Annotated in this window: 14 protein-coding genes; 9 read left to right on the forward strand and 5 right to left on the reverse strand. The window is 59.4% G+C overall.

The window, feature by feature from the left end; all coding sequences use genetic code 11:
- Positions 1-12 precede the first annotated feature (12 nt).
- Complete coding sequence (locus JZX88_RS17080) at positions 13-1,353, reverse strand: nucleotide sugar dehydrogenase (RefSeq protein WP_206914264.1); 1,341 nt, start codon at positions 1,351-1,353, stop codon at positions 13-15.
- Positions 1,354-1,480: 127 nt separating this feature from the next.
- On the opposite strand from JZX88_RS17080, the gene JZX88_RS17085 reads away from it, so the two are divergent.
- A complete protein-coding gene (locus JZX88_RS17085; protein ID WP_206914265.1) occupies positions 1,481-2,578 on the forward strand; it encodes a glycosyltransferase family 4 protein in 1,098 nt (365 codons plus the stop codon).
- Positions 2,575-3,318 (forward strand): polysaccharide deacetylase family protein, encoded by a 744-nt coding sequence (locus tag JZX88_RS17090; RefSeq protein ID WP_206914266.1) that lies wholly within the window; start codon positions 2,575-2,577, stop codon positions 3,316-3,318. Before JZX88_RS17085 ends, JZX88_RS17090 begins: the two co-directional genes overlap by 4 nt.
- Here JZX88_RS17090 and JZX88_RS17095 read toward each other — a convergent pair.
- A complete protein-coding gene (locus JZX88_RS17095) occupies positions 3,310-4,272 on the reverse strand; it encodes a glycosyltransferase family 32 protein (RefSeq protein ID WP_206914267.1) in 963 nt (320 codons plus the stop codon). The genes JZX88_RS17090 and JZX88_RS17095 overlap by 9 nt on opposite strands.
- Before the next feature lie 210 nt (positions 4,273-4,482).
- On the opposite strand from JZX88_RS17095, the gene JZX88_RS17100 reads away from it, so the two are divergent.
- The 7 genes from JZX88_RS17100 (at position 4,483) to JZX88_RS17130 (ending at position 14,165) form a co-directional block, all read left to right on the forward strand.
- Complete coding sequence (locus JZX88_RS17100; RefSeq protein WP_065114226.1) at positions 4,483-6,375, forward strand: ABC transporter ATP-binding protein; 1,893 nt, start codon at positions 4,483-4,485, stop codon at positions 6,373-6,375.
- Positions 6,372-8,273 (forward strand): ABC transporter substrate-binding protein, encoded by a 1,902-nt coding sequence (locus tag JZX88_RS17105; protein WP_206914268.1) that lies wholly within the window; start codon positions 6,372-6,374, stop codon positions 8,271-8,273. The genes JZX88_RS17100 and JZX88_RS17105 overlap by 4 nt, the downstream gene beginning before the upstream one ends.
- Before the next feature lies 1 nt (position 8,274).
- Positions 8,275-9,273 carry an ABC transporter permease gene (locus JZX88_RS17110; protein WP_003521288.1) on the forward strand — a complete coding sequence of 333 codons (999 nt, stop codon included), beginning with the start codon at positions 8,275-8,277 and terminating at the stop codon, positions 9,271-9,273.
- The gene (locus JZX88_RS17115; protein WP_065114228.1) at positions 9,270-10,445 is read left to right on the forward strand and encodes an ABC transporter permease; all 1,176 of its coding nucleotides are present in this window, start codon (positions 9,270-9,272) and stop codon (positions 10,443-10,445) included. Before JZX88_RS17110 ends, JZX88_RS17115 begins: the two co-directional genes overlap by 4 nt.
- Before the next feature lie 72 nt (positions 10,446-10,517).
- Positions 10,518-11,726, forward strand: coding sequence for a glycosyltransferase family protein (locus JZX88_RS17120; protein ID WP_065114229.1), 1,209 nt, complete (start codon positions 10,518-10,520; stop codon positions 11,724-11,726).
- A 43-nt stretch (positions 11,727-11,769) separates the two neighbouring features.
- Entirely contained in the window at positions 11,770-13,017 is a 1,248-nt protein-coding gene (locus JZX88_RS17125) for a glycosyltransferase (protein ID WP_206914269.1), read from the forward strand.
- Complete coding sequence (locus JZX88_RS17130) at positions 13,014-14,165, forward strand: glycosyltransferase family protein (protein WP_065114231.1); 1,152 nt, start codon at positions 13,014-13,016, stop codon at positions 14,163-14,165. Before JZX88_RS17125 ends, JZX88_RS17130 begins: the two co-directional genes overlap by 4 nt.
- On the opposite strand, the gene JZX88_RS17135 is transcribed toward JZX88_RS17130, so the two are convergent.
- From JZX88_RS17135 to JZX88_RS17145, 3 genes are all read right to left on the reverse strand, one after another.
- A complete protein-coding gene (locus JZX88_RS17135) occupies positions 14,131-14,871 on the reverse strand; it encodes a copper homeostasis protein CutC (RefSeq protein ID WP_065114232.1) in 741 nt (246 codons plus the stop codon). The genes JZX88_RS17130 and JZX88_RS17135 overlap by 35 nt on opposite strands.
- 79 nt (positions 14,872-14,950) lie before the next feature.
- Complete coding sequence (locus JZX88_RS17140) at positions 14,951-16,156, reverse strand: MFS transporter (RefSeq protein ID WP_174030496.1); 1,206 nt, start codon at positions 16,154-16,156, stop codon at positions 14,951-14,953.
- 62 nt (positions 16,157-16,218) lie between these two features.
- Positions 16,219-17,652, reverse strand: coding sequence for a M81 family metallopeptidase (locus JZX88_RS17145; RefSeq protein WP_206914270.1), 1,434 nt, complete (start codon positions 17,650-17,652; stop codon positions 16,219-16,221).
- Positions 17,653-17,664: the final 12 nt, after the last annotated feature.

Below are 17,664 nucleotides of genomic sequence, written 5' to 3' on the forward strand. Positions count from 1 at the left end.
GATCCGTCCGTATCAGGCCTTGATAATGTGTTTTGCGGCAATATCCCGCCGCGCGAAAACATTTCGTGTGTCGATGATCAGCGGCGACCATTCGCAAAGAGCGGCATAATCGACATTGTCATGATCAGTCGCGACGAGAACGGCGTCGAAGGCGCCGATGGTCTGTCTGTCCCATGGCACCGATTTCATGCCCATCAGGTGGCTGTATTCGCGGGTTTTCGGGATTTCCGCCACATGCGGATCATAATAGGCCGCTTCGCCACCCCGCTCCTGGATAAGTTCGATGAGCTTCAGCGAGGGGCTTTCGCGAATATCGGGCACGTTCTTCTTGTAGGCGAGGCCGACGACCAGAACCTTCGAACGGCTGAGCGCCTTGCCGGAATGGATATCGAGCGCTTCCGCAACCCGCCCGATAACATGGCGCGGCATGCCGGTGTTGATTTCACCGGCAAGTTCGATGAACCGCGTCGGCAATTCATATTCCCGTGATTTCCAGGTGAGATAGAACGGATCGATCGGTATGCAGTGGCCGCCGAGACCCGGGCCTGGATAAAACGGCATGAAACCGAACGGCTTGGTTTTCGCCGCGTCGATGACTTCCCATATGTCGATACCCATGGCCTCGTAAACGACCTTGAGTTCGTTGACGAGCGCGATATTGACGGCACGGAAGACGTTTTCGGTGATTTTCACCGCCTCGGCCGTGGCATTTGTCGAAACGGGCACGATCTTTCTGACCACCGAACCGTAGAAGGCGATCATCAGTTTTCCGGCCGCCTCGCCGTCGCCGGCAACAACCTTCGGAATGGTCGAGGTCTCGAAATCGCGATTGCCGGGATCTTCCCGTTCCGGCGAAAAGCCGATGAAAAAATCGACGCCGGAGGCCAGTCCGCTGCTTTCCAGAATGGTCTTCACCACCCCGTCGGTCGTACCGGGATAGGTGGTCGATTCCAGAACCACGAGCTGCCCCTTGCGCAGATAGGCGGCAATCTCCCGGCAGGTCTTTTCGACATAGGAGAGGTCCGGCTCGCGATATTTCGTCAGCGGCGTCGGCACACAGATCGCGATCACGTCACATTCGGCCAGTCTGGCAAAATCGGAGGTGGCGACGAAACGGTCATCCTGCCTCACACTTGCCAGCACCTCGTCAGATACCGCTTCGATATAGCTGCGGCCCGCGTCGATCGCGGTAATTTTACCGGGGTCGATATCGAAGCCAACGACCTTGAAACCGGCTTTCGCCACCGTCATGGCCAGCGGCAGGCCGACATAACCAAGGCCGATCACACCCGCCCTGGCGCTTTTGTTTTCGATGCTGGAAAGCAGGTTCCGGAAGATATCTGGGGAAGTCAAAGCGTGTCACGCTCCGCGCATGTGCAAAAGATGCCTTTCAGTTGGGCAAGAATGGCCGGGCTGTCAAGGCTCGGCCCTTTCAAATTCCGGTTGACGCCGATGCTACGGCCAACGCACAACCTTCGGCATGAAGATCGCCTTTTATTCGCCGCTCAAATCGCCCAACCATCCCGTTCCCTCCGGAGACCGGTTGATGGCCCGCCTGCTGATGCGGGCAATGACGATGGGCGGTCACGAGGTCTTCGTCGCCTCCGAACTGCGCAGCTTTCTGAAACAGGCGGACGACCCCGCACGGCGCTCGCTCACCAGCAGCGCTGAACTTGAAATCGAAACGATCACCGATCGCTGGCGGCGGGATGGGCCACCGGACCTCTTGTTCTGTTACCATCCCTATTACAAGGCCCCGGATTTGCTCGGGCCGGAACTCGCCAGACGGTTCGGTATTCCCTACGTCACCGCCGAGGCCTCCTATTCGCCGAAGCGCAATGCCATGGGCTGGCAGGCGATACAGGACGGATTGCTGGCCGCATTGAATGCAGCAGCCGTCAATATCTGCTTCACCGAGCGGGATCGTGAAGGACTTTTGCGCGCTCAACCGGCACTGCACTGGGCTATGTTGTCACCCTTTATCGATGCCGGAAATTTTACTGAAATTGTTCCACATCCGACACCGGCAAGACTCGTCACCATCGCCATGATGCGAACGGGCGACAAGCTGGACAGCTATCGCGCACTTTCCGAAGCGCTCGCCCTGTTGCCGCACGATCTCGACTGGACACTGGATGTTATTGGTGACGGGCCGGAACGCGCGGCTGTAGAGGCCATGTTCAGCGCGTTTCCCGATAAGCGCCTCGTCTGGCACGGAGAAAAAACCGCACCCGAAATCGCCACGCTTCTGTCAAAAGCATCCCTCTATGTCTGGCCAGGCCACGGCGAGGCCTATGGTCTTGCCTATCTTGAGGCACAGGCCGCCGGTCTGCCGGTGGTGGCCGAAAAAGTGGCCGGCGTTCCCGAAGTGGTAAAATCCGGTATCACAGGATTACTGACACCGGAAAATGATAAAGCCGCCTATGCCGACGCGATCAGAACCCTGCTCGGCAATAACAGGCAGCGCGAGGAACTGGCAAAAGCGGCCCGCCGGTTCGTCGTCAATGAACGATCTCTGGAAAACGCCGCGACAACGCTGAACCATATCCTGCTGCAAGCAAAGGCACGAAGATCATGAGTCTGGAAAAACTCGTTGCGGCACTGGACGAATGCGATCGACGCGGCATAAAGGCCCATCTCTGGCTTCGGGACGACGATGCGGTGGAACCGACATCCGCACTCGATACGCTGCTTGATCTTTGCCGCGGCTTTTCCGTTCCGGTCACCCTCGCGGTCATTCCCGAAATGACAACGAACAGGCTCGCCCAGCATCTCGACGCATCGGATATCGCCCATGTCGCCGTGCACGGCTGGTCGCACACGAATTATGCCGGGAGCGGCGAAAAGAAACAGGAACTCGGAACGCACCGCGAGCTTTCCCTCGTTCTTGACGAATTGCAATCCGGGCTGGACAAGCTCCACGACCTGCATGGCGGGCGTTTCGTGCCGATGCTCGTGCCACCGTGGAACCGCGTGGATGCCAGTACCATCGAGGAACTGGCGGGGCTCGGCTATCGCGCCCTGTCCGTTTTCGGCCCGGAGAAGGCCACCCTCCCGCCCTGCCTGAACACCCATGTCGATGTGATCGACTGGCACGGCAGCCGTGGCGGTCGCGACGACGATATCCTTTTCGCCGAAACCGCCGCACGCATCATACGCACCGTTGAAAACGGCGGTACAACGGGCATCCTTACCCATCATCTCGTGCATGATGACGCCGTATGGGGCTTTCTGAGGCGGCTTTTCGAAGTAACCAACCGGCACCCCGCCGCCCTGTGGCGTTCCTCGAAAGACCTCGTCGACGAAATCTCACCATGACTTCCAGGCGATCAGCAACCCGCTCGCCTCAGTGGCAAGTTCCCGCCTGACCGCTTCCACGTCCTCGAACGGCGCGCGGTCGGCAAGGGACGCGGCGACAAATCCCGCCGGCGCAAGGCTGATGCTTCCCGCCCGGGCAATAACGGTGAAGATCAACGGCCCGGTCGACCACCAGGCCGGCGCACGCGGCATGTCTTCGAGGATGCCGGGAAAGGCCTCCAGCATCCTGCGGAAAACGGGATGTCCGGCCGGGGCGGCGATGAAGGAATTGGCAAGCAGCATGCTGCCCTGCCCCGTGTCACGCGGCGTTTTTTCATCGAATGCCGTCAACCCCGCCAGAGGCAGGAATGCATCGAAACTCATATCGTCCCGCGCCGGATACCAGTCACAATCGAGATAGATGCCGCCAAATCGCTCCAGCACGATATAACGGGCCACATCCACCGCACCCGGATAGTCCCCCTGATCCAGCATGGCCTTGAAGACGGCGTTGGAAAACACGCCTTCGCGCTCAAGATCGGCCTCCCGCCAGAGGTGATGGTCATATCCATGCCTTGCGGCATGAGCAGCCCAGGCCTCCACGGATATCGGCGGGGCTTTTTCGCCGATCCATATCTGGTGAATGAGCCGCGGCACATCCTCTCTGCTTTTAAGGCCGATCGTGCGGCACTCCTGTGGGGAAAACCGTGCATATTTCGCCAGCAGCTGCGGCGGCGGCACCAGCGTATATTGATAGCCGATTTTGGCGACCATATCGCCTTCAGCCTTGGCAAGACGCAGCCGCGCCGCGTGCAGCCTGCGCGGCAGGCCAAGCACCGTCCGTTCGCCCATAAGATATCCGTCCTTTGCCGCAACCAAAGATAGAAGAAGCGCATGCGCCTCCGCATACTGGCCGTCATTTTGCAACTGACGGGCTATTTGCAGCTGGGCATCGTAATATTTCTTGTCGGACATGAATCCTCGTTCAAAAGCGCCCGTTAACATATCACGAAACGGCAGCCGTCAGGCAAGCCACTCTATTTCGGAAGCCGGCTTTGAATTTGCTAAACAATTCGATGTTTCAGAAGCATAGACAGACAACAAACCCTGCGATAACGTTGCTTTAAGCCCTCCTGAGCAATTGTCACAAGGCAACGATAAAGAGACGGCAAGGAACCCTTTGGCATGAGCGCAGGCGCAGATTTGCTCCGTATTGAAAATCTGCGGGTCTCGTTTTCTCTTATGGGTGGCACGATTGATGCCGTCAGGGGTGCCAGCCTCCGTATTCTTCCGGGAAAAGTAACAGCACTGGTCGGAGAGTCCGGCTCCGGAAAATCCGTCATCGGCCAGACGATCATGGGTATCCATCCCAAGACCGCACGTGTCAACGGCCGCGTGCTGTTCACCGATCCGGAAAATACCGCCGCCGGCGCCGTCGATCTGCTGCAACTGCCGAAGGACGGCCGGGAAATCCGCTCCATACGCGGCAACCGCGTCGGGCTGATTTTTCAGGAGCCCATGACCTCCTTTTCGCCGCTGCACACCATCGGCAACCAGATCGATGAGGCGCTCAGAATCCACAGCATCCTGTCGCCGGCAGAGCGCGCCGAAAAAATGTATGAAACGCTCGATCTCGTAGGGTTTTCCAAGCCCAAGAAGGTCGTGAACATGTATCCCTTCGAATTGTCCGGCGGCATGCGCCAGCGCGCCATGATCGCCATGGCATTGATCTGTCGCCCTGCCCTGTTGATCGCCGACGAGCCGACGACGGCGCTGGACGTGACCATCCAGGCCCAAATCCTCAAGTTGCTGCGTGATCTGCAAAGCCGGCTGAACATGAGCATGTTGCTCATCACCCATGATCTCGGCGTCGTCGCGAATATCGCCGACGAGGTCGCCGTGATCTATCAGGGCGAGATCATGGAAGCCGGCACGGTCGATGACATATTCAAGGCGCCGAGCCATCCCTATCTCAAGGGCCTGATGGCCGCTGTACCGCATTTCGACATGAAGCCCGGCGAGAGGCTGAAGGCGCTGCGTGAAATCAAGGTCGATCATGAAAGCCTTGTCGGCAAGAAAACCGCGGCGGTGAACAAGACACCCGGCCCGCTTCTCACCGTCGACAATATCAGCAAGACCTTCACGACCCGCAAATCCAGCTGGTTTCGCAAAGGCGACGCCAACGCCACCAAGGCGGTCAACAGCGTCAGTTTTGAAATCCGCCGGGGGGAATGCCTTGGGCTCGTGGGCGAAAGCGGCAGCGGCAAGACCACCGTCAGCAAGATCCTCATGCGCGCCGTTCGCCCGGATGAAGGTGCCGTCACCTTCCACCGCCCGCAGGGCAATATCGACGTGCTCAATGCGAGAGATGGCGATCTCAAGGAACTGCGCTCGAAGATACAGATGGTCTTTCAGGACCCGATCTCCTCGCTGTCTCCGCGCATGACCGTAGGCAACATCCTGAGCGAACCGATGGAAATCCATGGGCGGGGCGATGCGAAATACCGGGCGGAGAAGGTCCGCAACCTCGTCAGGGCCATCGGCCTTGGCGAAAGCGCGCTGAACCGCTATCCGCACAGTTTCTCAGGCGGCCAGCGGCAACGTATCGGCATCGCAAGAGCGCTGGCGCTCGGTCCCGAGCTTCTCATTTGTGACGAGCCGGTTTCCGCTCTCGATGTCTCGGTACAGGCGCAAATTCTCAACCTGCTGAAGGATCTTCAGCAGGATCTCGGTCTCACCTATCTCTTCATCTCGCATAATCTGGCCGTGGTGGACTATATGGCCGACCGCGTGGCCGTGATGTGCGAAGGCCGCATCGTCGAACTTGCGCCGCGGGAACTCCTGATGCGCTCTCCGGTTCACCCCTATACGAAATCCCTGCTGGCAGCCGTGCCATTCCCCGATCTCGACCGTCCCCTCGATTTCCGCACGATCGGCAAGATCAGTGCAACCGGCAAGTTCGACTGGGGCAAGCAGTTCCGCGACGAGGGTGACGGCGAGATGATTTCCGCCGATCTCGGCGACGGCCATTTCGTCCTTGCCAACGGCAATGCCGACATCCGGGAGCTTCGCCCTTGATCACGCGCCGCACCACTCTTGCCCTGCTGGCCTCCGTCTTCCTGCCGGCCTATGCGCGGGCCGCCTATACCGATCCGGCCTATTTCAAGGAAAAGCGGGAAAAGGGCGAACTGCCGGATGTTGCAGAACGCCTGCCGAAAAATCCGCGCGTCATCGACATGAAATCGATTGGCCGGGAGCCGGGAAAACACGGCGGCTCGGTACGCATGCTGATCGGCGGCCAGCGCGACATCCGGCTCATGCCGATCAGCAACTATGCCCGCCTTGTCGGTTATGACGAGAAATTCGAGCTGCATCCGGACATTCTGGAAAGCTACGACATCCAGGAAGAGCGCATCTTCACCTTCAAGCTGCGCGAAGGCCACAAATGGTCCGACGGCAGCGATTTCACGTCAGAGGATTTCCGTTATTTCTGGGAGGATGTCGCTCTCAACAGGGAAATCCACAAGGGTGGCCCCCCCATCGAACTGCTGGTCAATGACAAGCCGCCCCTGATCGAAGTCATCGACCGGCTGACCGTGCGTTACAGCTGGGACAGTCCGAACCCGGATTTTCTGGCGAAGCTTGCAGCAGCCTCCCCGGCGAGGCTGTTTTTACCCGCCGCCTATATGAAACAGTTCCACGTCAAATATCAGACGGCGGAAAACCTCGCCAAGCTCATCAAGAAAAACAAGACGGATGACTGGAGCGGGCTGCATATCAAGATGTCACGGCAGGTCCGCCCGGAAAACCCCGACCTGCCGACACTGGATGCCTGGCGCAACACCACCGCGCCACCGGCTGAACAGTTCGTCTTCGAACGCAATCCCTATTACCATCGTGTCGACGAAAACGGGCTGCAGCTACCCTATCTCGACCGTTTCCTGCTCAACGTCACGTCCTCCGATATCATTTCGGCCAAGACAGCATCCGGCGACAGCGACCTGCAATATTTCGGCCTCGATTTTGCCGATTACACCTTCCTGAAGGATGCGGAAAAGCGTTTCCCGCTGAAGGTCAATCTATACAAGCGCTCTCAGGGGTCGCGTATCGCGCTTCTGCCCAATCTCAATTGCGCCGACCCGGTATGGCGAGGCTGTTTCCAGGATGTGCGCGTGCGCCGCGCGCTGTCGCTCGCGATAAACAGGCATGAGATCAACATGGTCTGCTTTTACGGGCTGGCAAAGGAGAGCGCCGATACCGTTCTGCCGGAAAGTCCGCTTTACCGGCAGGAATTTGCAGACGCCTGGAGCGCCTTCGACCGGGCGACGGCCAACCGGCTGCTGGATGAGGCCGGTCTCGACAAACGCGACAATGCCGGCATCCGGCTTTTGCCGGACGGACGGCCGGTCTATATCATTGTCGAGACGACAGGCGAAAGCACGCTCGAAACCGATGTGATGGAACTGGTGACGGATCACTGGCGGCATATCGGCGTGGCGGTTTCCGTGCGCCCTACCCAGCGCGATGTCTTCCGCAAGCGCGCCATGGGCGGCGAAGTGCTGATGTCGGTATGGATGGGCATGGACAACGGCGTGCCCACACCGGACATGCTGCCTTCGGGCCTTGCCCCCACCGGCGACGACCAGCTGCAATGGCCCGTCTGGGGCGTGCATTATCTTTCCGGCGGCCGCGAAGGCAAGGAGCCGGACTTGGCCGAAGCAGCGCATCTGCTCGATCTCCTCAAAAAATGGCGCAGAAGCGTCACCGAGGAGGAGCGCGAGGCGATCTGGCTGGAAATGCTTGGGATCTATACGCAGCAGGTGTTTTCCATCGGCATCGTCAACGGCGCGCTGCAACCCGTCGTCCACGTAAAACGCATGCGAAACGTGCCGGACAAGGCACTCTTCGGTTACGAACCCACATCCTATCTCGGCGTCTATATGCCGGATGCCTTCTGGTACGACGGAGACGCCTGATATGCTGCGGTATATTTTAAAGCGCATCCTCGTCATGATCCCCACGCTGATCCTGATCTCGATGCTGGTCTTCACCATCATCGAATTGCCGCCGGGCGATTATTTCGAAAGTTATGTCGCCGAACTGCGCGCCATGGGCGAAACGGCAAACCTCGCCGAAATCGAGGAACTGCGCGTCCGCTATGGCTTCGATCAACCGGCGCCGATCCGTTATTTCCGCTGGGCCACCGGCATGCTGGTCGGTGATTTCGGTTATTCCTTCGAATATCAGCTGCCGGTCAGTGACGTGGTCGGAGATCGCCTCTGGCTGACAGTTCTGGTCTCCTTCGTTACCATTATCGTTACCTGGCTTATCGCCTTCCCGATCGGCATCTATTCCGCCACGCATAAATACAGCTGGGGAGATTACGGGCTCACCTTCCTTGGTCTGCTCGGCATCGCCATTCCCAACTTCATGCTGGCGCTGATCCTGATGTATTTCGCCAATATCTGGTTCGGCATATCCATCGGCCATCTGATGGATCGGGAATATCTCAACCAGGCGATGAGCTGGGCGAAGTTCAAGTCGATCCTTGAACATATCTGGATACCCGTCCTCATCATCGGAACGGCCGGCACCGCCGGCATGATCCGCCGCCTGCGCGCCAACCTGCTCGATGAATTGCAGAAGCAATATGTCGTCACCGCCCGTGCCAAGGGGCTGCACCCCTTCAAGGTGCTGACCAAATATCCGCTGCGCATGGCGCTGAATTTCTTCATCTCGGATATCGGCTCAATCCTGCCCGCGATCATATCGGGCGCAGAAATAACCGCTGTCGTCCTGTCGCTCGAAACCACCGGCCCGATGCTCATCCGGGCGTTGCAGAGCCAGGACATGTATCTGGCCGGTTCGTTCCTGATGTTCCTCGCTTTCCTGACGGTGATCGGCGTTCTGGTATCGGATATCGCCCTTGCCATACTCGACCCGCGAATCCGCTTCGGAGGTGGTAACGTCAAATGACTTCATCCATCCCGAAACCGGGCGAAGCGCTGCCCCATTACGTATCGACCGCGCCTTTCGATCCATCGTTGATCGAGCCCAATACCTCTGGAATGGCGGCCTTCAGCAAGGCGTCGCAACTGCGGCTCATGTGGTGGCAGTTCCGCCAGCACAAGATCGCGGTTTGGTCCGGCGCCTTTCTGCTGGTGCTTTATCTCTCGATCCTGATCTGCGAATTCCTCGCGCCCTATAATCTCCACACCCGCAATATCGAACATATCTACGCCCCGCCTCAGGCCATTCATTTCTTCAACGACGGCAAATTTGTCGGCCCCTTTGTTTACGGCCGGGAAATGACGCTCGATATGGACAATCTGAAACGCGTCTACCGGGATGTGCCGACGGATATCCAGCCGCTGCGTTTCTTCTGCAAGGGCGATACCTATCGTTTCTGGGGCATGTTCGAGGGCAGGACCCATTTCGTCTGCCCCGCAGAAGGCGGTGAAATGTTCCTGTTCGGCACGGATCGCCTCGGACGCGATGTGCTGTCCCGCATCATTTACGGCGCCCGCATTTCGCTCACCATCGGCCTACTCGGCGTCGCCATGAGCTTCGTTCTCGGCATTGTGATCGGCGGTCTGGCAGGGTATCGCGGTGGCACCTTCGATCTGATTGTCCAGCGCATCATCGAGGTCCTGCAATCCATTCCAAGCATTCCGCTGTGGCTGGCGCTTGCGGCGATCATGCCTGTGACCTGGAGCCCGATCCTCGTCTATCTCGGCATCACCATCATTCTCGGCATGCTGGACTGGACGGGGCTGGCGCGCGCCGTGCGCTCGAAACTGCTGGCACTTCGCGAGGAAGACTATGTTTTGGCTGCACAATTGATGGGTGCTGGCACACCGCGCATCATCGGCAGGCATCTTATTCCTGGCTTCATGTCGCATCTCATCGCCTCGGCCACATTGACGATACCGGGCATGATTCTCGGCGAAACCGCACTGAGCTTCCTCGGCCTCGGTCTTCGCCCGCCGATCACAAGTTGGGGAATTCTGCTCACGGAGGCGCGCAGCGTCAGCGTCATTGCGCTATATCCATGGCTTCTCATACCGACGATCCCGGTCGTCCTCGTCATTCTGGCCTTTAATTTCTTCGGTGACGGACTACGTGATGCTGCGGACCCCTTCAGATAAAATGGAATACGCCTTGATGAACTGCCCTTCCGCCATCGCCTTTACCGTGAAAGGCAACAAGAGGTGTGGCCCATGACCTCCCGTTTAAACGACGCGCGCATCCTCATGTACAGCCACGATTCCTTCGGCCTCGGGCATCTGCGGCGGTGTCGCACGATCGCACATGCGCTGGTGGAGGATTATCGCGGCCTGAATGTCCTCATCATTTCGGGTGCCACCATTGCCGGCGCATTCGATTATCGCGCCCGCGTCGATTTCGTGAAAATCCCGAGCGTCATCAAGCTGCGCAACGGCGAATATACCTCGATGGACAGGCATATCGACCTTCAGGAAACCCTGAAGATGCGCCGCTCCATCATCTATCACACCGCCGAGAGCTTTAAGCCTGACATCTTCATCGTCGACAAGGAGCCCATGGGCCTGCGCGGCGAAGTGGAGGAAACCCTTGCCTATCTCAAGGGACAGGGAACAAAGCTCGTCATCGGCCTGCGCGATGTCATGGATGCGCCGCAACTGCTCGAGGCGGAGTGGAAGCGCAACAACGTCATGACCAAGATCGGCCAGTTCTATGACCATGTCTGGGTCTACGGCCCACCGGATTTCCACGACCCGCTGACGGGCCTTGATGTTCCTGAGACCGTTCGCGACAAGATGGATTTCGTCGGCTTCCTGCAGCGCTCCAAAACGCAGGCCGAAACCGTGTCACATCGACCGGAAGGTGACTACCTTCTCGTCACCACCGGCGGCGGCGGCGATGGCAGCGAATTGATCGACGATGTCATCAACGCCTATCGCCATGACAAGGAACTGACGCACAAGGCGCTGGTGGTTCTCGGCCCCTATATGCCGGCCGATCAGCGTCAGCGTTTCATGAGCAGCGTCGCCGATATTCCGCATATAGAGATCATCGAATTCGACAACCGCATGGAAGATCTCGTCGCCGGCGCCCAGGCCGTCGTGTCGATGGGCGGCTACAACACCGTCTGCGAAATATTGTCCTTCGACAAGCCCGCCCTCGTCGTGCCGCGCACGGTGCCGCGGGAAGAGCAGCTTATCCGCGCCAGCCGCGCATCGGAGCTTGGTCTTTTCGACATGCTTCTGCCGGAAGACGCCGAAAATCCCGCCAAGATGGCCGCGGCTCTGAAAGCGCTGCCGAACCGCGCGCCGCCTTCCGTCAATTCACGGAATCTCAAGCTCGACGGTCTGGAAAACATATCGCGCCGGATCGCCGAATGGCTGCCGCCCGAGGGCGAAAAGGCGCCGATCACGCTGACCGCGTGACCGGCTCCCCGACCAACACCGCTTCAAAAGAGACACGCGCAACGTGACAGATACAAAAAAAATCGTGGTGCTCCTCAAGGGCTATCCGCGCCTGTCCGAGACTTTCATAGCACAGGAACTTCTGGGGCTTGAAAAGGCCGGGCTGAAACTTGAACTCATGTCCATGCGCCGGCCGACGGATAAAAAACGCCACCCCGTCCATGATGAAATCCGTGCACCCGTCACCTATCTGCCGGAATATCTGCATGAAGAACCCTTGCGGGTTTTAAAGGCGCTATGGGCCTGCCGCAAGAAACCGGGCTTCACCAGCGCGCTTCGCCGCTTCTTCAGCGATCTGCCACATGATCTCAGCCGCAACCGTTTCCGCCGTTTCGGGCAGGCCGCCGTGCTGGCGCATGAATGGCCTGCGGATGCCGAGTGGCTGCATGTCCACTTCATCCACACGCCCGCCTCGGTCGCCGCCTATACCCATCTCATCACCGGCACACCCTGGACGATTTCCGCCCATGCCAAGGATATCTGGACCTCGAACGACCGCGACCTTGCCGCCAAGCTGCAAAGCGCCCGCTGGGCCGTAACCTGCACCGCCGGTGGTTTTCAACACCTGCAAACCCTTTCCGGAGCAAAACGGAATGTTCATCTGAGCTATCATGGGCTTGATCTCACCCGTTTTCCCCATTTCGACACACCGCGTCCGGCACGAGACGGATCCGACGCGGATGATCCGGTCCGGATTTTAAGTGTCGGCCGGGCAGTCAAGAAAAAGGGCATCGATATTCTGCTGCAGGCGCTGGCGTCTCTTCCGCAGCATATCCATTGGCGCTTCACCCATATCGGCGGCGGCGATGAACTGGCCGCGCTGAAGAAACTCGCCGACGAACTCGGCATCGCCGACAGGATCGTCTGGACCGGCGCCATGGACCAGAAGCAGGTGCTGGAGAACTACCGTGAAGCCGATCTCTTCGCGCTGGCCTGCCGCATCACCAGCGATGGCGACCGAGACGGCCTTCCCAATGTGCTGGTCGAGGCGGCCAGTCAGGCGCTGACCTGCATTTCCACCAATATTTCGGGCATTCCGGAGTTTTTCGTCTCTGGTGAAAACGGACTGCTGACGGAGCCGGAAAACCCCGCAGCCTTCGCAGAGGCTCTGCGCAGCGCGATCACCGATCCGCAATTGCGCCAGCGTCTGGGCGCTGCCGCCGAAAACCGCGTTCGAACCGCCTTCGATCACCGCACCAGCATTGCCGAACTGAAGGCCCTGTTCGAGACCGAGTGGGAAAAGACGCCATGAATGACACGGAAAAGCGCCCCTCCGTCTTCTTTTATGTCCAGCATCTTCTGGGCATCGGCCATATCGCCCGCGCCAGCCGCATTGCCAATGCCCTGCAGGCGAATGGTTTCGATGTCGTTCTGGTGACAGGCGGCACCCCGGTTCCGGGCTTTCCGGGCGAAGGCATCCGCCATGTCGAATTGCCGCCGATCGCAGTCAGCGACGGCAACTTCTCCGGTCTTGTCGACAGTTCCGGCAAGCCGGTGGACGATACCTTCAGGAAACTCAGAACCGACATGCTGATCGGCGCCTATCACGGTGCGAAACCCGATATCGTCATCATCGAGGCTTTTCCCTTCGGCCGCAGGCAGGTGCGTTTCGAATTGCTGCCACTTCTGGACGAGATCGAGGACAGCGAACCGCGCCCGCTGGTCATGACATCGCTGCGCGACATCCTGCAGGAAAAAACCAAGCCGGGCCGGGACGAGGAAACCGTGTCGCTGGTGAAAAAACATTTCGATGCGGTGCTGGTGCATGGCGACCCCGGCTTCGCCCGGCTGGAGGACACCTTCCCCCTTGCCGGCGAAATCAGCCAACGCATCGTCTATACCGGCCTTGTTGCCCCGCTGCCACCGTCGCAACCGGCGGAGAAATTCGATATCGTGGTCTCCGCAGGCGGTGGCGCGGTTGGTGCAGCACTTGTCCGGGCCGCCCTTGAGGCCGCGCCGCTGCTGGACGCTATCAAAAGCTGGTGCCTCATCACCGGCCCCAACATGCCACAAGCGGATTTCGATGCCATCTCGGCTGAGGCGCCGGACAATGTCTCCGTCTTCCGTTTCCGCAAGGATTTCGCGAGCCTGCTCGCCGGCGCACGGCTTTCGGTTTCACAGGCGGGTTACAACACCGTCTGCGATATTCTTCAGGCCAAATGCCGCTCGCTGCTCATCCCCTTCGCGGTGGGGGGCGAAACCGAACAGAGCGCCCGTGCCGAACGGCTGGCACGGCTGGGGCTCGCGCATGTGCTGGAGGAGAAAGATATCTCCGCGCAATCCATGGCCGAAGCCATCACCGCGGCGTTGGCTCTACCCGGACCGGACACGATCCACCTCGATCTCGATGGCGCGGCCGGTACGGCTAGAGTTCTGCGCCGCCTTTATGATGAGCGGTGAGGATCGCCTTTAATTCGCGAACCGCCGCCTCATCCGTGCCCTTGCGGCCATCGCCGGTGAAACCGAGCTTTGCCACCCGGCTTTCCGGGTCATAAGGCGGGACGGCGGAACAGGATGCGTGAATCTCGGTAATCGGAAAGCGATCCAGCAATGCCTGCACGCTCTGCGGACGCACGCCAGCACCCGGCATGATGACGATCCGACCGGCCGCTCTCTCGGATAGACGCGCCAGCGCCTCAATCCCTTCAAGCGCCGAACGCGCGCCGCCGGAGGTCAGAATTCTCGGGAAACCGAGCGCGATGGCCGCCTCCAGCCCTTCATCCATATCCGGAACGACATCGAAAGCGCGGTGCAGAGTCATATCCAGCCCGTCTGCGTGGCCGCGTAACTCTTCAAGCAAGGCAATATCAAGCGAGCCGTCGCCACGCGATGCGCCGAGCACCAGGCCGGAAAGGCCTGCAGCGCGTGCCGCGTCGATATCGCGTTTCATCACATCCGCTTCGTCACGCGTGAACACGAAGTCACCGGCACGTGGCCTGATCATCACGCTGACAGGCACTCCACAGAACGCCGCCCGCTGCATGAAGCCGGCGGACGGCGTTACACCGCCACCCGATAGCGCAGCACAAAGCTCGATCCGATCGGCCCCACCCCGGACCGCCGCTTCCAGACCGGCCACATCGTCCACGCAAATCTCGAGAATCATCCTAACCTCTTTCATTTGAATGTGTCCCGTTTTCGCGCCGGACCATCCGAAAACCGTCCACACTTTTCGGTCCGACGCTCTACCTGCGGCGACCCGTCCCATCAAGCGTGTAGAGCATATAAACACCGCCAAGACCCACGATGGCCCCCAATATCGAGGTGCCCGAATAAGTGGAGACCATCGTTCCGAGGGCAAAAATCAAAGCGCCAAGACCTGCGCCGAGGAAGATATTGACCGCGATCAGCGAGCTTCCGAGCCCCGGCCGGTCCGCGATCAACTCCTGCAGATAGGTGATGGGGATGCTGATGATGGCAGCGGCCCCCAGCGCGCTGATGACGGTCTGCGCATAGATATGCCAGGGAGCCGTCGCAAGCCCCTGCAGAATGAGGTAGACCGCATAAAGCACCGCTCCCGCCGCCAGCGTCAGCGTTTGCGGCACCTTCTTCTCGATCCAGCCCCACAAGAGAATGAAAACGATTTCCAGCGCGGCAACGATGCCCGCCACGATGCCGATATCCGCGACCGTGCCCTTTGCCTGACCGGTTATGATGAGCGAACGTATGGAATCATTGAGATGCAGCATCGAGCAGATGAGCGCAATGGCGATGATCCGCAACAATACTCGCCGCGATCCGATTTCCGCAAGCGAGGCACGCAGGCCGAAACGCGCTTCGGTATTCGCCACCGCCGGCGTGGCCGCCCGGGGCAGGCAGAAGGCCACGAGCAGAAAACAGACAAGTGCGCAGAGGCCGGAAAAAAGGAAGGCCGTCAGCATGTTGCCGGAACTGATGAGAAAAATGCCGACGATACCCGGCACCAGCACCCATGATAGCGAGATTGTCGCCCGCATGATCGAGTTCACCGCGATCATGTCGCCCGTCGAAAGATTGCGGGCATCGGCGCGCACATGCGCGAAGATCAGCGAGTTCATCGCCCCGAAAATCGGCAGGAGAATGAGCTTCGCGCTGACAAAGGCCGTGGCATTGCCGGCCAGATAAACCAGCATATAACCGCTGACACCGAACAGTGCGATGAACAGCATGGGTTTGCGATATTCGCCCAGCCTGTCGGCGACAATGCCCATCAGCACGCTGGCGCTGACATTGATGATGGCGGCAAACAGCATCAGCAGGGAATAAACGGTGTTGCTGAGCCCTATTTCGCGAATGCCGATGACCGCCTGATAAGGTGCGGTCGCCGCATTCGAGAATCCGAAAAACAGGATGGCGAGCGCCCCGATGCGGATCGACGGATTATTGATGACGATAGAAAGAGCCGACGGCATGGATATTCGCCTGAGATGATCCGGCCCCGCCGGATCGCTGGATAAAAGCTACCGGACCGCTGTCATCGCCAGCGGGCCGAAAGAATGGGTTCGGGCATATAATCGAAATGCGGCTTCCATGGGTAAAAATCCCCATCCCGGCGGCGATTGGGAAGGTTTTCGATATCCTGATTGATAACGCCTTCCGTCAGCGCCATCAGGTTGGGATTGGCGATCGGCGCAAGCTCCGGTGAAAGATAACCCGATTTGACGACCAGCAGCTTCACCGCCTTCGGATCGAAACCGAGACGGGTGAAATCCGAAATCATGTGATAGGGCCTGCGTCGCGCCGCCAGAATGACGGTGATACCGCCGATGCCTACCACCGCCTGCCGCTGATCCGCAGCGCTGGAATCATCCAATTTCAGGACCGTGGCTTCGACAGTGACCGAAGGGCTTTGCGGATCGAGACTGCCGCCGATCTTCAGGGAAAGGCTCGCCCCCTCGCCTGCCGCAAAGCAGGCTTCGACCGCAGGCCTGTCGGTGATGCCGCCCAGGAGTGCACCCTGCCAGTTGCGCGCAATCAGCGCCGCCAGAACATCGGCACGATCGCCCACCCCGCCACCGGTTGGATTGTCGCCGGAGTCAGCGAGAATGATCGGGCCGGTAACCGTCTTTTCCGCAATATCCAGAATGGCCTCGAGCGGCTCGGTCACAGGACCGAAACGAAAATTCTGCCGGGCGTCCCAGTAAGATTGCGCGATTTCGGCCGCGACGGCCTGTGCGGCCTCTCGATCCGATCCCGTCACCACCGCGCAGGCCGTCGCCCGTGGCTCATCGGCCCAGACGTAACCGATCATGAAATTCGCGTCCCAAATACCGGGCCGGGTGTCATAGCCCGGCAGAACCTCATAAAGGCTTTTGGCCGGTTCATCTTCGGTGGACGTCTTTTCACCGGGCAGGAGAACAGGAATTTTCGCCCAAGCCACACCGGGCTTTTCACCCGTTTTCAGGGCCCTGAGCAACATCGTCCAAGCCCGCACCATCGTCTCGCGCACATCGATATGTGGCGCTGTTCGGTAGCCGGCGAATATATCCAGCTGATCGATGATCGTCTGGCTGACATTGCCATGCAGGTCGTAGCTCGCGGAAATGATCACATCCGGCCCGACCACGGCGCGAGCGCTGGAAATCCAGTCCCCTTCCGCATCATCCATGCCTTCGACATTCATCGCGCCATGCATGGCGAGATAAAGCCCGTCGAGCGGCGGGCAAGCCTTGAGACGGTCAAGAAACTCCGCCTTGAATGCATCATAAGCCACCCGCGACACCGGGCCGCCGGGCACCGCACGAGCGTGCAGAAGCGGCAGCACTTCCGCCCCGCCTTCGCCGAGAAAATTGAAGTATTCGGCTTCCAGAAGCTCCGCGCCGCGAAAGGCGCGAAAATCCTGCTCGCCCATCAGCACCGGCGAATAGGTGCTGCATTCGGTATGGATTCCACCAACGGCAATACGCATGGCACCTTCCCC

It is taken from the genome of Agrobacterium sp. OT33 (assembly GCF_017313365.1).
Taxonomy (GTDB): Bacteria; Pseudomonadota; Alphaproteobacteria; order Rhizobiales; family Rhizobiaceae; genus Agrobacterium; species Agrobacterium rhizogenes_A.

Coding starts and splice junctions, on each gene's coding strand:
- JZX88_RS17120 (WP_065114229.1), top strand. CDS start 10,518: ATGACCTCCCGTTTAAACGACGCGCGCATCCTCATGTACAGCCACGAT.
- JZX88_RS17115 (WP_065114228.1), top strand. CDS start 9,270: ATGACTTCATCCATCCCGAAACCGGGCGAAGCGCTGCCCCATTACGTA.
- JZX88_RS17090 (WP_206914266.1), top strand. CDS start 2,575: ATGAGTCTGGAAAAACTCGTTGCGGCACTGGACGAATGCGATCGACGC.
- JZX88_RS17095 (WP_206914267.1), bottom strand. CDS start 4,272: ATGTCCGACAAGAAATATTACGATGCCCAGCTGCAAATAGCCCGTCAG.
- JZX88_RS17140 (WP_174030496.1), bottom strand. CDS start 16,156: ATGCCGTCGGCTCTTTCTATCGTCATCAATAATCCGTCGATCCGCATC.
- JZX88_RS17110 (WP_003521288.1), top strand. CDS start 8,275: ATGCTGCGGTATATTTTAAAGCGCATCCTCGTCATGATCCCCACGCTG.
- JZX88_RS17135 (WP_065114232.1), bottom strand. CDS start 14,871: ATGATTCTCGAGATTTGCGTGGACGATGTGGCCGGTCTGGAAGCGGCG.
- JZX88_RS17145 (WP_206914270.1), bottom strand. CDS start 17,652: ATGCGTATTGCCGTTGGTGGAATCCATACCGAATGCAGCACCTATTCG.
- JZX88_RS17085 (WP_206914265.1), top strand. CDS start 1,481: ATGAAGATCGCCTTTTATTCGCCGCTCAAATCGCCCAACCATCCCGTT.
- JZX88_RS17100 (WP_065114226.1), top strand. CDS start 4,483: ATGAGCGCAGGCGCAGATTTGCTCCGTATTGAAAATCTGCGGGTCTCG.
- JZX88_RS17130 (WP_065114231.1), top strand. CDS start 13,014: ATGAATGACACGGAAAAGCGCCCCTCCGTCTTCTTTTATGTCCAGCAT.